Genomic DNA, 14,510 nt, shown 5'->3' with positions numbered 1-14,510 from the left:
AGGAAGCCTCGCATGTTTGTGAAGACTGGTGACAAGGTTAAGGTTATCGCCGGCAAGGACAAGGGTAAGGAAGGCGTAGTTGTTAAGACTATTTCATCACAAGACCGTGTCGTTGTTGAAGGTGTCAATATGGTTAAGAAGCACCAAAAGCCTAATAACCAATACCCACAAGGTGGAATTGTTGAGCTTGAAGCTCCAATCCACGTTTCAAACGTACAATTGCTTGACCCTTCTACTAACGAACCAACAAAAATTGGTTACAAAGTTGAAGATGGTAAGAAGGTACGTTTTGCTAAGAAGTCTGGAAAGACTTTGGCATAATTTTCTAGGTGAAAGGAGGAAATCATTATCATGGCAAATCGCTTGAAGGAAAAGTACGTCAATGAAGTTACACCTTCATTGGTCGAGAAGTTTGAGTACTCATCAATCATGCAAGCACCTAAGATCGAAAAGATCGTGCTTAACATGGGTGTTGGTGACGCTGTTTCAAACTCAAAGAACTTGGATGAAGCTGTTGCTGAATTGGAATTGATTGCTGGTCAAAAGCCAGTTATCACTCGTGCAAAGAAGTCAATCGCTGGCTTCCGTTTGCGTGAGGGTATGGCAATCGGTACAAAGGTTACTTTGCGTGGTGAACGTATGTACGACTTCTTAGACAAGTTGATCAACGTTTCATTGCCACGTGTTCGTGACTTCCGTGGAGTTTCACCAAAGGCCTTTGATGGCCGTGGAAACTACACGTTAGGAGTACGTGAGCAACTTATTTTCCCAGAAATTGATTATGATAAGGTTAATCGTGTCCGTGGTTTGGATATCGTTCTTGTAACGACAGCCAACACTGACGAAGAAGCTCGTGAATTGCTTACTCAAATGGGTATGCCTTTCTCAAAGTAATCAACACTGATTTACAGTAATTAATAATAGGAGGCAAATATCAATGTCAATGACTGACCCAATTGCAGATTTTTTGACACGCATTCGTAATGCGAACATGGTTCGCCACGACTCAGTTGAAGTTCCTGCATCAAAGATCAAGAAGGACATCGCCGAGATCTTGAAGAATGAAGGCTTTGTTCGTGACGTTGAATACATTGAAGATGATAAGCAAGGTATCATCCGTGTTTTCCTTAAGTATTCTGCTGACAAAACTCGCGTAATCACAGGTTTGAAGCGTATTTCAAAGCCAGGTCTACGTACTTATGTTAAGTCAGATGATGTACCTAAGGTATTAAACGGTTTGGGTATTGCAATCATCTCAACTTCTGAAGGTGTTATCACCGATAAAGAAGCTCGCGCCAAGAAGATTGGTGGCGAGGTATTGGCTTACGTCTGGTAAAAACAAAATTTAAATAAGGAGGTGTCAACCAATGAGTCGTATTGGTAATAAGGCCGTAACATTGCCAGCAGGCGTTGAAGTATCACGCGAAGGTGACGTTGTTACTGTTAAAGGACCTAAAGGTGAGCTATCTCGTACAGTTGCTCACGAAATCAATTTGACTGTTGATGGAACTGAGGTTTCATTCACTCGCCCATCTGATGATGGTCGTATGAAGGCACTTCACGGCACTACTCGTTCTATTGTTAACAACATGGTCGAGGGTGTTTCAAATGGTTTCAAGAAGACCTTGAAGCTAGTTGGTGTTGGATACCGTGCTTCAAAACAAGGCGATAAGCTTGTTTTGAACGTTGGTTACTCACATCCAGTAGAATTTGAAGCTCGTGAAGGATTAACTGTTGAAGTTCCTGACGCAACGACAATTACAGTTGCTGGAATCAGCAAGCAATTTGTTGGTGATTTCGCTGCTGAGATCCGTGCCGTACGTGCACCTGAACCATACAAGGGTAAGGGTATTCGTTACGAAGGTGAATACGTTGCACGTAAGGAAGGTAAGACTGGTAAGTAAGCTTAAGCCTTGTGCTTAAAATCGTAAGCAACGTTGCGATTTACTTATGAGTATATCTTTCGAATAATAAAAAAAGAGGTTACGAACATGATTACGAAGTCAGACAAGAACAAAGTGCGTCAACATCGACACACTCGCGTTCGTGGCAAGATTTCTGGTACTGCTGAGCGCCCACGCTTGAACGTTTACCGTTCTAACAAGAACATCTACGCGCAATTAATTGATGACGTAGCGGGTGTGACGCTTGCTAGTGCCTCAACATTGGATAAGTCAATTGAGGCTGCTCCAAAAACTGAACAGGCAGCTAAAGTTGGTGCTTTAATCGCAGAGCGTGCGAAAGCAGCTAACGTTGAAGGTGTTGTATTTGATCGTGGTGGTTACTTGTACCATGGTCGTGTACAAGCTTTGGCCGAAGCAGCTCGTGAAGCTGGCTTGAAGTTCTAAGGGAAGGAGGAAAGAAAACATGGCATTTATCGATGCAAATAAGCTCGGTGAGCTTGAAGAAAACGTTGTAGCCATCAACCGTGTTACCAAGGTTGTTAAAGGTGGACGCCGTTTGCGTTTCGCTGCTTTGGTAGTTGTTGGTGACCGTGACGGACATGTTGGTTTTGGTACTGGTAAAGCGCAAGAAGTTCCTGAAGCAATCCGTAAGGCTGCTGAAGACGCAAAGCGCAACATTATTAGTGTACCTACGGTTGGTACAACCCTTCCTCACTCTACATTGGGTGTCTACGCTGGTGGTCGCATCTTATTGAAGCCCGCCGTTGAAGGATCTGGAGTAGCAGCTGGTGGTGCTGCTCGTGCCGTTTTGGAATTGGCTGGTGTTGCTGACGTGACTGCAAAGTCATTAGGTTCAGCTACCCCAATTAACGTTGTACGCGCAACTTTCGATGCAATCAACTCATTGAAGAACGCTGAAGAAGTTGCTGAATTGCGTCAGGTCTCATTAGAGCACTTGGCAGATTAAGGAGGCAGAATATGGCTGAACAAGTTAAAATTACTCTTGTAAAGAGTGCTGCCCACCGTTTGCCAAAGCAACGTGCAATTGTGAAGGCCCTTGGTTTAAACAAGGTGCAATCATCAGTTGTATTGCCTGACAACGCAGCAACGCGTGGTGCAGTGTTCAAGATTGCTCACTTGGTTACTGTTGAAGTAGTTAAGTAAGAGCTTAATAATTAGATTGCATTGAAGGAGGTAAAACCCTAATGAAGCTAAATGAACTCCAAGTAGCTGAAGGTTCACGTAACGTCCGCAACCGTGTTGGACGTGGTGAGTCATCAGGTAATGGTAAGACTGCTGGTCGTGGTCAAAAAGGTCAAAAGGCTCGTGGTAAGACACGTCTAGGTTTCGAAGGTGGACAAATGCCATTGTTCCGTCGTATGCCAAAGCGTGGTTTCACGAACATTAACCGTAAGGAGTATGCTGTTGTCAACCTTGATATGTTGAACCGTTTTGATAATGGTACTGAAGTTTCACCAGCATTGTTGGTTGAGTCTGGTATCGTAAAGAACGAACTAAATGGTGTTAAGATCTTGGCAAATGGTCAACTAGAGAAGTCTTTGACTGTTAAGGCTAACAAGTTCTCAGCAGCAGCAACCGCAGCAATCGAAGCTGCTGGTGGTAAAGCTGAGGTGATCTAATGCTGAAAACCGTGCTCGATTCATTAAAAGAAAAAGATATTCGTAAGAAATTGTTTTTTACTTTATGGATTTTAATTGTTTACCGATTGGGTGCCTACATTACTGTGCCGGGAATTAATACGGCAGCGCTAACTGAGGTAGCAAATTCTGGGCTCGGCAGCATTTTGAATATGTTTAGCGGTGGTGGACTAACAAATTACTCATTATTTGCAATGGGAGTTTCACCATACGTTACTGCTCAAATCGTGGTACAGCTCCTACAGATGGATATTGTGCCACGATTTGTTGAATGGTCGAAACAAGGGGAAGTTGGTCGACGTAAGTTGAACCAAGTAACCCGGTGGTTGACCATTGTCCTAGCGTTTGTCCAATCAATTGGAATAACAGCTGGATTTAATCAACTGAGTCAAGTTAATTTGGTTAAAACACCAAATACAGAGACTTATTTGTTAATTGGTTTTATTCTAACGGCGGGTACAATGTTATCAGTCTGGTTAGGTGAAATGATTACAGAACGTGGTCTTGGGCAAGGTGTCTCAATGTTGATTTTTGCTGGTATAATTGCGCGTTTGCCAGCAGGTATTTACAAATTATTCAAGGAACACATTTTACAAGGTGACGACCCAGCGCGTGGGTGGGCATTCTTTATTGGTATCATGTTGATTTTCGTGATTGTTATTGCGTTTGTTACGTGGTTCAATCAAGCAATTCGAAAGGTACCAATGCAATATACACGTCGTTCTGTAGGTTCAGGAAATTCATCTTACTTACCACTACGTATTAATATTGCTGGTGTGATTCCTGTTATTTTCGCCTCATCACTACTTGTGACGCCACAAACTATTTTGCAGGCGTTTGCAACAAAGTTTGCTGATGCAGGTTGGTATAATACTGTTATGCAGTACCTTTCAATTCAAACGATGCAAGGTGGTATTGTGTACACACTATTAATTGTCTTGTTTACATTCTTTTATGCATTTGTTCAGGTTAATCCTGAAAAAGTGCAAGAGAATCTACAGAAGCAAGGTAGTTATATCGTAGGCGTCTGGCCTGGTCCATCAACTGAAAAGTGGATGTCAGGTCTGCTGATGCGTTTGTCAGTGGTCGGCGCATTGTTCCTAGGATTTGTCGCTTTAGCACCAATCCTAGCAACGCATATCCTTGGGTTGGATAGTAACCTTGCAATGTCAGGAACATCGATCTTAATTGTCATTGGTGTGGCAATTGACCTGATTCGCCAACTTGAAGGATTGATGATGAAGCGGCAGTATGTTGGATTTATTCGAGAAGGAGTCGTAGCAAAATGAGTTTGAACATCATGTTGTTGGGTTTGCCAGGTGTTGGTAAAGGAACCCAGGCTGCAAAGATCGTAGAGATGTACAACTTGCCACACATCAGTACGGGTGATATGTTCCGTGCGGCAATGGCCAACGAAACTGAACTTGGTATGAAGGCAAAGTCTTTCATGGATGCTGGTGATTTGGTCCCAGACGAGGTGACAAATGGTATTGTTGCTGAGCGGTTAGCAGAAGAAGATACGAAGCCAGGATTCATTTTAGATGGATTCCCTCGTAACTTAGAACAAGCTAAAGCATTGGAAGATATGTTAAGTAAGGAAGGACGTTCATTGGACGCTGTTCTTTACTTTACTGCTGATACACAAGTTTTGGTTGATCGTATGATGGCCCGTGGACGCGCTGATGATACGCCTGAAGTGATCAAAAATCGCTTAGACGTTAATGGAAAACTTACTGAGCCTATCGCTGAGTTTTATGACCAAAAAGGCATTTTAAACAAAATTGATGGTGCACGTGAGTTAGATATCGTGTTCGCAGATGTAAAGAAGTTACTTGATAGTTTGAAGAACGGCTAATTATGACGTAGATTTGTCTCTTTTCAAGGCAAATCTATCGTGTTATAATAACTTGTTACGTTCTCCAATGTCACAACTAAGGAGGCAGCAACGTGGCCAGTGATGTTATTGAAATTTCTGGTGTGGTAAAGGAAACTTTGCCTAATGCCATGTTTACCGTTGAACTGGAAAACGGCGCAGACATCTTAGCACACGTTTCTGGTAAGATTCGGAAGAATTTCATTCGTATTTTACCTGGGGATCGTGTAACAGTTGAGATGTCGCCATATGATTTGACGAAGGGCCGTATTACATACAGGTTTAAGTAAGCAGATCATACAAAAAATTCAAGGAGGTAAATATCATGAAGGTTCGTCCATCAGTTAAGCGTATGTGCGACAGCTGTAAAGTTGTCAAGCGTAATGGTCGTGTAATGGTGATTTGCTCTGCAAACCCAAAGCACAAGCAACGTCAAGGTAAGTAATGCTTACTTGGCGTAAAAATTAATTTATTATATAGAAAAAGGAGGTAATCGTAATGGCTCGTATTGCTGGTGTTGATTTGCCTCGCGATAAGCGTATCGTGATCGCATTAACATATGTATATGGAATCGGTAATTCTACTGCTCAAAAGATTTTGGCAGAAGCAAAAGTTTCTGAAGATGTCCGTGTTCGTGACCTAACTCCAGACCAAGAAGATGCTATCCGTGCCGTCGTTGATGGTGTTAAGGTAGAAGGTGACTTGCGTCGTGAAGTTTCAATGAATATTAAGTCTTTGCAAGAAATTAACTCATACCGTGGTATCCGTCACCGTAAGGGCTTGCCTGTTCGTGGACAACACACGAAGAACAATGCTCGTACTCGTAAGGGCCCAGCTGTTTCAATTGCTGGTAAGAAGAAGTAATTAAAAATTAAGTAGAAAGGAGATAACTTGATTATGGCAGGTCGTACTAATCGTAAGCGTCGTGTACGTAAGAATGTTGAGTCTGGTGTCGCACATATCCACGCAACATTTAACAACACGATCGTAATGATCACCGACGTTCAAGGAAATGCTGTTGCTTGGTCATCAGCTGGTGCACTTGGTTTCAAGGGTAGCCGTAAGTCAACGCCATTTGCTGCTCAAATGGCTGCTGAGGCTGCTGCCAAGAGCGCAATGGAAAATGGCATGAAGACTGTTGAGGTAACTGTTAAGGGACCTGGTTCAGGTCGTGAGGCTGCTATCCGTTCGTTAGCCGCTGCAGGTTTGGAAGTTTCATCTATTAAAGATGTTACTCCTGTACCTCACAACGGTTCACGTCCACCAAAGCGTCGTCGTGTCTAATTGCCGGTTGCAAATAGTGCACAACATGCTTTGAAAGGGGTAACAAACAGTATGCTTGAATTCGAAAATCCTAAGATTATGCTGGTTGAAGAGGATAGCAATTACGGTAAGTTTGTGGTTGAGCCGCTTGAACGTGGTTACGGAACTACTTTGGGTAACTCACTACGCCGTGTATTGTTGTCTTCATTGCCTGGTGCGGCAATCAATTCAGTACAGATTGATGGCGTTTTGCATGAATTTTCAACGGTCGAAGGTGTCGTTGAAGATGTTACGCAAATCATTTTAAACCTTAAAAAGGTTTCAATGCGCATCGACAGTGATGATGAAAAAACACTCGAAGTTAACGTAACCGGTCCCGCTGATGTGACGGCCGGTGATATAGCTGGTGATAGCGATGTGGAAATCTTGAATAAAGATCTTCATATTGCAACTGTTGCGGCTGGGGCTACCTTGCATATGACTTTGACGGCTGTTCGTGGTCGTGGTTATGTTTCAGGGGACCAGAATAAGGAATTGCATGATGAAATGCCTATTGGCGTTCTAGCAATTGATTCAATCTTTACCCCAATCGAACGCGTAAACTATCAAGTTGAAAACACTCGTGTTGGTCAACGTGATGACTTTGATAAATTAACTTTGGATGTTTGGACTGATGGTTCATTGACAGCTACTGAAGCTGTTTCTTTGGCTGCTCGTATTATGTCTGATCATTTGAATGCCTTTATTGATATGTCTGAACGCGCAATTACTGCACAAGTGATGGCAGACAAAGAAGAAGAGCCAACAACAAAACATGCAGATACACCAATTGAAGAGTTGGATCTGTCTGTTCGTTCTTATAATTGTCTCAAAAGGGCCGGGATTAACTCTGTGCAGGAGTTAACTGAGCGTACGGAGACACAAATGATGTCTGTTCGTAACCTCGGTCGGAAATCACTTGACGAAATCCAAGACAAGCTTAAGTTGCTCGGTTTAGGGTTCCGCAAGGAAGATTAGATTAAACGATAGAATACCAAGTAAAGGAGGACACACTCATGGGATACCGTAAGTTGGGACGTAACAGTGCACAACGTAAGGCTTTGTTGCGTGACTTGACAACTGATCTATTGATCAACGGTCGTATTACGACAACTGAAGCCCGTGCAAAGGAAGTTCGTCGTACTGCTGATAAGATGATTACATTGGGTAAGCATGGTGATTTATCATCACGCCGTAAGGCAGCTGCTTTCTTGCGTAACGTCATTGCAGATGTAAAAACAACTGATGATAACAAAGTACAAGTTGAAACAGCTTTGCAACACCTATTCAACGATGTTGCACCACGCTTTGAGGGTCGTGCCGGTGGTTACACTCGCATTTTGAAGACGACTCAACGTCGTGGAGACGCTGCTCCAATGGTTATCTTGGAATTGGTTGACTAATTTCATTGGTTAATTAATAAACACAATGAGATCTCTCATGTTATAAGGTATAAACTGCTAAGATGATGGCAATGGCCAAGTCTAGGTTGAAAGGCATTCGTGTCGCGCCTATAACGTGTGAGGTTTTTTTGTGCTTTTTTTTGCTTATATAGGGTAATTCCGATACGTCATATAAGCTATCAAAGTGCAAAAAGGACGATTGTATGAGCTATGAGATTGATTTTAAAAATGTGACAACAGTTGGGTTAGCAGAGGACTACCTATCACTAAAGAATTAACTGGTACGATGCGAGGTAGTTCTTTTAAGTTGCATAAAGGATGGTTATAAAAAAAGTCACGCAATGTTGGCATCCAAATTGAAGTGCCCCATAATTGTTAGACATAAAAATCTAACGATTATGGGGTATTTTTTATGACTAAATATTCAACTGATTTTAAAATTAATGCTGTGCAGCGTTACTTTGAGGAAAATCTTTCATTAAATGCACTTGCAGCAGAACTACACATGCCGGACGAGACTATACTTAGAAGATGGGTAATTACTGCACAGAAACAAGGTATTAGCGCATTAGCAGTTAAGCATCATAAAAGTAGTTATAACTTAGAATTCAAGTTAAAAGTGGTAGAATACTATCAAACTCACGATATGGGAATTAGTAAGGTTGCCGCTGTTTTTAACATATCAGATTCACAAGTCTATAGTTGGGATAGCGCTTTTAAACTAGGCGGGTTAGCTGCATTAATTCCTCGTCAAAAAGGCAGGTCTAGCTTAATGAAAAAGAAACCAGTCAAGTCTACACAGCCGTCAACACTGCCACTAAGTGAAAAACAAGCTTATGAAGAAGAAATATTACGTTTAAAAGCACAATTATTTCGAACAGAAATGGAACGAGATATATTAAAAAAATTGCCACCCCGGTCGGATCTCTCTCAAACAAAGCCAAAACACTAGCAGTTGATTTTGTCCGGGGAGATCGTAAGAATAGGTGCACAGTTAATGATTTACTAACATTTTTTAATTTGAAACGTGCGACTTATTATGATGAAAGAAAACGATTATTAAAGGCTGACAAGTATTTACGAATTAAAAGGATGATTCAAAATATTTTTACATCTAGTCACGTAGTCACGAAACCTACGGATATCGACGTATTTATTGCCAGCTTTTAAAGCAAGGAATTAAAATTTCCGCTAATACTGTACTGAAATTGATGCATGAACTGGGAATAAAAAATCATATCTATCATCGGCATACTAGTTCATATAGTTCATACAGGGGAAACGTTGGTATGAAAGCCCCTAATTTTTTAAAACAAACTTTTAATGCCACTCAGCCTTATACCGTCATTCATACGGATGTGACCCAAGTGCGGTTGACCAACCAACATTGGGCTTATATTTCAGCGATGACAGATGAAGCAACCAAGGAAGTGTTGGCGTTACAGATTAGTGCGCACCCAGATAAACAATTAATTATGAAAACAATTGACCAATTGTGTGTTCATTTACCAACTGGTACAAAGCCAATTATTCATTCTGATCAAGGCTGGCATTATCAACAGAAAGCTTATCAAGCAAAGCTAAAGACTATGCACTTTATTCCCAGCATGTCACGTAAAGGAAATTGTTTGGACAATGCGCCCATTGAAAGCTTTTTTAATCTGTTAAAACGGGAAAGTCTTAACCAACAACCTATTAAAGATATGGCAGAATTGCGCGTTATTGTCGATAAATATGTTCACTGGTTTAACCATAAGCGTATTTCATTGAAAACAAAAGGCCTGTCTCCGGTTGCATATCGGAAACAGGTCTTAGGTAATTAAAATTTATTTAAATGTCTAACTTTTTTGTGGCACTTCAAATTTTGGATTAAAGGTTGCGTGACTTTTTTATTTGGTTCTACAATATTTGGTACTGATAGCTAATCTGACAGATTAGTCATTAGTGCTTTTTTTGTTGTTTTTGTATAATTCATTTATAAACACAAAAAAACAGACCAGCAGCCACTAGTCTGTCTCACAAAATCCCTTTGAAAGGACCTCTAACATGGATAAGTATATCAAGATTTTACTCGGAATTAAAGACACACGTATTGAATTAGATGATCAAGCCTCGGAGGTGATGACCACGGTCTTAAAAAATGGCGTTCGACAACAAATTTGGCATTTGAAATTATCTTATGATAATTATTGTCCACATTGTGCTTGTTTAATGAATAAGAATGGCATGAAATTCGTCCAACATATCGCCTCTCGTGCTGCCAATATATTTAATCAGCTAGCGATTCGCAAACAAAAATACATCTGCCCACAATGTCATCGAACAGCACTAGCTGAATTTTCTGATATTAAATCAGGTGATCATATCATGACGAATGTTAAACAAGCAGCTGCCATGGAGTTAAGTGAAAATGTTAGCCAAAAACATATCGCCCAAGCCTATAACATTTCATCACACACTGTGATGCGTCAAGCGCAAGGACTCTTTACTTACAACAAAACAAGTTTTCATTATCTACCTCAGCATATTGCTTTTGATGATTTTAAGTCTGGTAACTTTGCGGAAAATAGTGGTATGAGCATGATTTTAATGGACAGTACAACCTACCGCGTATTAGATATCATGCGTGAACGTGGCGATCATAGTCTTCGCCATTACTTTGAGCAATATTCAGCAGCAGCGCGTGCTGCTGTTAAAACCATTACCGTTGATTTATTTAGTCCTTATCGCAATATAATTCATGACTTGTTTCCACACGCTCAAATCATCGCCGACAGATTTCATGTTGTCACACAAGTTTACCGTGCATTAAACCAAACACGTATCCAAACGATGAAATCCTATGGTACAGATTCACGAGCTTATCGCCAGTTAAAGCGATATTGGAAACTGCTTTTGAAAGATGAAACCACTTTGAATTATACTGATTTTCGAAAGCGTCGAAACTATCGTTATGCTTATTTAACCGATCAAGAGGTCATCGATCGATTATTAACCTTATCACCAGAGCTACGTTCAGCTTATAATTTTTATCAAGACATCCTTTACGCCGTACGATATAAAGATTTTGAACAACTGCAAATAGCTGTTACAACAAATACGCAAGAAACTCGTTTCCAACATTTGCCAGAAACTATGAAAAAGGCCCAACGGACCTTGCGTAAGCACCTACCAGAAATTAAAAACAGTTTTATTTACCCGTTCTCAAACGGTCCCGTTGAAGGGGCTAATAACAAAATTAAAGCCATTAAACGGACTGCCTATGGTTTTCGAAACTTTAAAATGTTTCGTTTGCGCATATTAATTGCCTTCAAAGATAGTTTTTATTCGCAAAGCTACAGACAAAAAGCAACTAAATTTATGAAAAATTCAGCTGCTTAATGTTTAAGCTATTTAATTAAATAATTCTGCTATCAGTACAATTTGACCAATAACCTTTTATTTAAGCAACTTGTTTTCTTCGTAGTAAATATTTTCTCAGTTCATTTAACAGAATCAATGGTAATGGCAATGCGATTAAGTAAAGCCAATCTCGTACGATTAGTGGTGTCGTGCCAAAAACAGACTGTAGGAGTGGAACGTAACATACAGCAATAAACAACAGTGCTTCGAAGACAATACCGGCATAAACTAAACCATTAGACCAGAAATTGTGGTGTGGATAGAATAGTGAGTTTAAGTCATAACGACAATTTAGCACAACTGCCATTTGGCAGAAGATAATGGTTCCCAAGGTTAGTGTCGTTGCCTGACGATAGTCAAAACCAGTAGCCACTAAGTTATTAAAAGTATGACCATTTAGATAATTACTAAAGAAGAATGCACCAGCTGACAAAATTGAGCTGAGGGCGCCATACCAGGCGAATGCTTTGAGAATGGTATTTTTAGTAATTAAATGTTCGGTCTTTTTTCTTGGATGTTGCAACATCACAGAGGATTCTGTTGGCTCGCGCCCTAGTCCCAAGGCCGGAATCATGTCTGTTCCGAGGTCAATTAATAAGATTTGCATGACAGTTAGCGCTAGTGGAATCTTTCCACCACTTAGTAGAAACAAAATCGATGGAAATGCTTCGGGAACATTTGAGCTTAAAATATACAGTAAGAACTTTCGAATATTACTGTAGACACCACGTCCCGCTTTAATAGCGGCAACGATGGATGCAAAATTATCGTCAGTTAGAATGACGTCAGCTGCTTCCTTGGCAACATCGGTACCAGATCTACCCATGGCAATGCCGATATCTGCGCGTTTCAGTGCAGGAGCGTCATTAACACCATCCCCAGTCACAGCAACGACATGGTCCATTTCTTGTAAACAAGCAATGATGCGATATTTTTGTTCTGAAGCCATACGGGCAAATAACACATCATCCTTTAAGGCAAGTTTCAATTCTTCATCAGATAGGGTTGTTAATTCACTACCAGTAATGACGCGTATTTTAGCATGATGTGAAACAATACCAATTTTACGGGCGATTGATTCAGCAGTAATACCATTATCACCAGTAATCATAATAACTTTAATGTGTGCGCGATGACAATCAGCAATAGCTTGAATCACTTGATCTCTTGGCGGATCAAACATGGCTGATAAACCAATAAACGTCATCTCTTGTTCTGCGGTTTTAAAATCAGTTGATTCATCAAGGTGACGACCCGAAACTGCTAAAACACGCAGTGCTTGAGAGGCATAGCCGTCGTTAGCGGCCATAATTTTTTGACGTACGTCATCAGTTAGTGGTTTAATTTCCATGTCGTTAGTTAAGTAGGTTGTACAGAGATCTAAAACTTTATTTGGTGCGCCTTTACTGTAAATGTTAAATGGCTCTGATGTTTGAGACTGTACTTTCACGGTCATCATTTTACGATTAGAATCAAAAGGTAATTCATCAACTTTTTTGTAGTTTTGACGAATGTCTTTGACAGGTAATCCGCCTTTTTGGGCAACGACTTCTAAGCAAGCTTCGGTGGGGTCACCAATAATTTGAAAGGTGTGATCAGAATTTTCTTTGATCATGGCATTATCTGTTAGTAAACCACCAAGTAATAGTTCATTTAGAATTGGGTTATCACTGCCTTTAACAGCTGTCCCACCACTGTAGATGTGACCATTCGGTTGGTATCCTTCACCAGTCACATGGTATGAATCAATACTTGTCCAGAGGTGAGCAACAGTCATGGCGTTTTGCGTGAGGGTACCAGTTTTATCAGAACAAATAACGGTAGCGGACCCAAGGGTTTCTACACTTGCTAATTTTTTAATCAAGGCGTGCTCGCGAGCCATGTTAGAAACAGCACCAGCTAAGGACAGTGTCACCGTGGGTAGTAATCCTTCAGGAATGAAAGCAACGATCATACCTAAGGCAAAGATGAATGAAGCCACAATCGGATAGTGAACGAAGAAGACGGCACAACAGAAAAAGATGATACCGATACCAACAGCTAACAATGAAAGTTGTTTGGTCAAAATGTTTAATTCTTTTTGTAGGGGGCTGAGTTTCTCGTGCACGGTTTGTGTTAATCGGGCAATTTTACCAAATTCTGTATTCATACCAGTTGTTACAACAACACCACGACCATGTCCTTGCATCAATGAGGTACCCATATAGACCATATTGCGAATGGCGGGATGATTGGAAATATCCGGTACCGTGGCTGTGTTTTTTGAAACAGGGTTTACTTCACCGGTTAGGGTCGATTGATCAACACGCATGCCAGTGGCATCAAGCAAACGGATATCAGCGGGGATACGATCACCTTCATTTAAAATGACGATGTCACCAGGAACGAGTTGTTCAGTGGGCACCGTTTTTTGTTGACCATTTCTTAGGACTAAAGTTTCTGTCGTCATTAGTTTATTTAGTGCAGCAGTAGCTTTACCAGCTTGAAACTCTTGCCAAAAGCTAAATACACCATTGATCAAATTAACGAGCCAAATGGCAATGCCTAATTCGGTCAAGCCAGCGACAAAGGCAATACCACCAGCAATCCAAAGTAATATGGCCATCATACTGGTGAAGTTTTGTAAGAATGTAATGATGAGTGGTGTTTGGTGTGCTTTTTCAAGAATATTCGGGCCGTATTGTTCTTGACGTTGTTTAACATCTTCATTGGTTAGACCATTGGCACTTGAAAGTAGTACGCTCAAAACCTTATCAGCATTACTTTTCAAAATTTCATCTAAATTAAAATCTACCTGCATAAGTCTCACCTTCTTAGTAAAGATAAATGAACAAAAATAATAGATGATATACGCTTTCGAGTTCATTATAATGCCAAAGTGTGTAAAAAGTTAATATGAATTTTGCAGAATCACATTAATTGTGCAAAGATGAACAAAACAAACAAATAATGACTTACGAACTGATAA

General features: G+C 40.6%; 19 protein-coding genes and 1 pseudogene. 19 read left to right on the top strand and 1 reads right to left on the bottom strand.

The features are described from left to right. Nucleotides 1-12 precede the first annotated feature (12 nt). The 19 genes and pseudogenes from rplX (at nucleotide 13) to AC3B5D_RS07090 (ending at nucleotide 11,521) form a co-directional block, all read left to right on the top strand. On the top strand, nucleotides 13-321 hold the full coding sequence (rplX, locus tag AC3B5D_RS07180; protein WP_489840713.1) for a 50S ribosomal protein L24: 309 nt from the start codon (nucleotides 13-15) through the stop codon (nucleotides 319-321). Between the two features lie 30 nt (nucleotides 322-351). Then, nucleotides 352-894 (top strand): 50S ribosomal protein L5, encoded by a 543-nt coding sequence (gene rplE / locus AC3B5D_RS07175; protein ID WP_002827977.1) that lies wholly within the window; start codon nucleotides 352-354, stop codon nucleotides 892-894. Between the two features lie 43 nt (nucleotides 895-937). Next, nucleotides 938-1,336 (top strand): 30S ribosomal protein S8, encoded by a 399-nt coding sequence (rpsH, locus tag AC3B5D_RS07170; protein WP_489840714.1) that lies wholly within the window; start codon nucleotides 938-940, stop codon nucleotides 1,334-1,336. Nucleotides 1,337-1,367: 31 nt separating this feature from the next. Then, the gene (gene rplF, locus AC3B5D_RS07165; RefSeq protein WP_489840715.1) at nucleotides 1,368-1,904 is read left to right on the top strand and encodes a 50S ribosomal protein L6; all 537 of its coding nucleotides are present in this window, start codon (nucleotides 1,368-1,370) and stop codon (nucleotides 1,902-1,904) included. Nucleotides 1,905-1,991: 87 nt separating this feature from the next. Then, nucleotides 1,992-2,348 (top strand): 50S ribosomal protein L18, encoded by a 357-nt coding sequence (gene rplR / locus AC3B5D_RS07160; RefSeq protein WP_489840716.1) that lies wholly within the window; start codon nucleotides 1,992-1,994, stop codon nucleotides 2,346-2,348. 19 nt (nucleotides 2,349-2,367) lie between these two features. Then, complete coding sequence (rpsE, locus tag AC3B5D_RS07155; RefSeq protein WP_002827973.1) at nucleotides 2,368-2,871, top strand: 30S ribosomal protein S5; 504 nt, start codon at nucleotides 2,368-2,370, stop codon at nucleotides 2,869-2,871. 11 nt (nucleotides 2,872-2,882) lie between these two features. Continuing rightward, nucleotides 2,883-3,068 (top strand): 50S ribosomal protein L30, encoded by a 186-nt coding sequence (gene rpmD / locus AC3B5D_RS07150; RefSeq protein ID WP_002827972.1) that lies wholly within the window; start codon nucleotides 2,883-2,885, stop codon nucleotides 3,066-3,068. A gap of 41 nt (nucleotides 3,069-3,109) precedes the next feature. Then, nucleotides 3,110-3,544, top strand: coding sequence for a 50S ribosomal protein L15 (gene rplO / locus AC3B5D_RS07145; protein WP_489840717.1), 435 nt, complete (start codon nucleotides 3,110-3,112; stop codon nucleotides 3,542-3,544). After that, nucleotides 3,544-4,851, top strand: a complete 1,308-nt coding sequence (gene secY / locus AC3B5D_RS07140) for a preprotein translocase subunit SecY (RefSeq protein ID WP_489840718.1) — start codon at nucleotides 3,544-3,546, stop codon at nucleotides 4,849-4,851. The genes rplO and secY overlap by 1 nt, the downstream gene beginning before the upstream one ends. Then, nucleotides 4,848-5,417 (top strand): adenylate kinase, encoded by a 570-nt coding sequence (locus AC3B5D_RS07135; RefSeq protein WP_489840719.1) that lies wholly within the window; start codon nucleotides 4,848-4,850, stop codon nucleotides 5,415-5,417. Before secY ends, AC3B5D_RS07135 begins: the two co-directional genes overlap by 4 nt. A 92-nt stretch (nucleotides 5,418-5,509) precedes the next feature. Continuing rightward, nucleotides 5,510-5,725: a translation initiation factor IF-1 gene (infA, locus tag AC3B5D_RS07130; protein WP_002827967.1), complete on the top strand. Its 216-nt coding sequence runs from the start codon at nucleotides 5,510-5,512 to the stop codon at nucleotides 5,723-5,725. 35 nt (nucleotides 5,726-5,760) lie between these two features. Continuing rightward, nucleotides 5,761-5,880: a 50S ribosomal protein L36 gene (rpmJ, locus tag AC3B5D_RS07125; RefSeq protein ID WP_040760535.1), complete on the top strand. Its 120-nt coding sequence runs from the start codon at nucleotides 5,761-5,763 to the stop codon at nucleotides 5,878-5,880. A gap of 53 nt (nucleotides 5,881-5,933) precedes the next feature. After that, a complete protein-coding gene (gene rpsM, locus AC3B5D_RS07120) occupies nucleotides 5,934-6,299 on the top strand; it encodes a 30S ribosomal protein S13 (RefSeq protein WP_489840720.1) in 366 nt (121 codons plus the stop codon). Between the two features lie 33 nt (nucleotides 6,300-6,332). Then, entirely contained in the window at nucleotides 6,333-6,719 is a 387-nt protein-coding gene (gene rpsK / locus AC3B5D_RS07115; RefSeq protein WP_489840721.1) for a 30S ribosomal protein S11, read from the top strand. Nucleotides 6,720-6,770: 51 nt separating this feature from the next. Continuing rightward, nucleotides 6,771-7,715: a DNA-directed RNA polymerase subunit alpha gene (locus AC3B5D_RS07110; RefSeq protein ID WP_489840722.1), complete on the top strand. Its 945-nt coding sequence runs from the start codon at nucleotides 6,771-6,773 to the stop codon at nucleotides 7,713-7,715. Between the two features lie 38 nt (nucleotides 7,716-7,753). Continuing rightward, nucleotides 7,754-8,140: a 50S ribosomal protein L17 gene (rplQ, locus tag AC3B5D_RS07105; RefSeq protein ID WP_460251868.1), complete on the top strand. Its 387-nt coding sequence runs from the start codon at nucleotides 7,754-7,756 to the stop codon at nucleotides 8,138-8,140. A gap of 412 nt (nucleotides 8,141-8,552) precedes the next feature. Continuing rightward, nucleotides 8,553-9,092, top strand: a complete 540-nt coding sequence (locus AC3B5D_RS07100; protein ID WP_489840723.1) for a helix-turn-helix domain-containing protein — start codon at nucleotides 8,553-8,555, stop codon at nucleotides 9,090-9,092. A gap of 181 nt (nucleotides 9,093-9,273) precedes the next feature. Next, a pseudogene (locus AC3B5D_RS07095) lies at nucleotides 9,274-9,963 on the top strand (IS3 family transposase); the annotation flags it as partial. A 223-nt stretch (nucleotides 9,964-10,186) separates the two neighbouring features. Beyond that, entirely contained in the window at nucleotides 10,187-11,521 is a 1,335-nt protein-coding gene (locus AC3B5D_RS07090) for an ISL3 family transposase (protein ID WP_489839388.1), read from the top strand. A 61-nt stretch (nucleotides 11,522-11,582) separates the two neighbouring features. On the opposite strand, the gene AC3B5D_RS07085 is transcribed toward AC3B5D_RS07090, so the two are convergent. Then, entirely contained in the window at nucleotides 11,583-14,342 is a 2,760-nt protein-coding gene (locus AC3B5D_RS07085) for a cation-translocating P-type ATPase (protein ID WP_489840724.1), read from the bottom strand. Nucleotides 14,343-14,510: the final 168 nt, after the last annotated feature.

This window comes from Weissella sp. ESL1177 (genome assembly GCF_058107185.1).
This window is presented reverse-complemented; position numbering and strand designations above follow the sequence as displayed.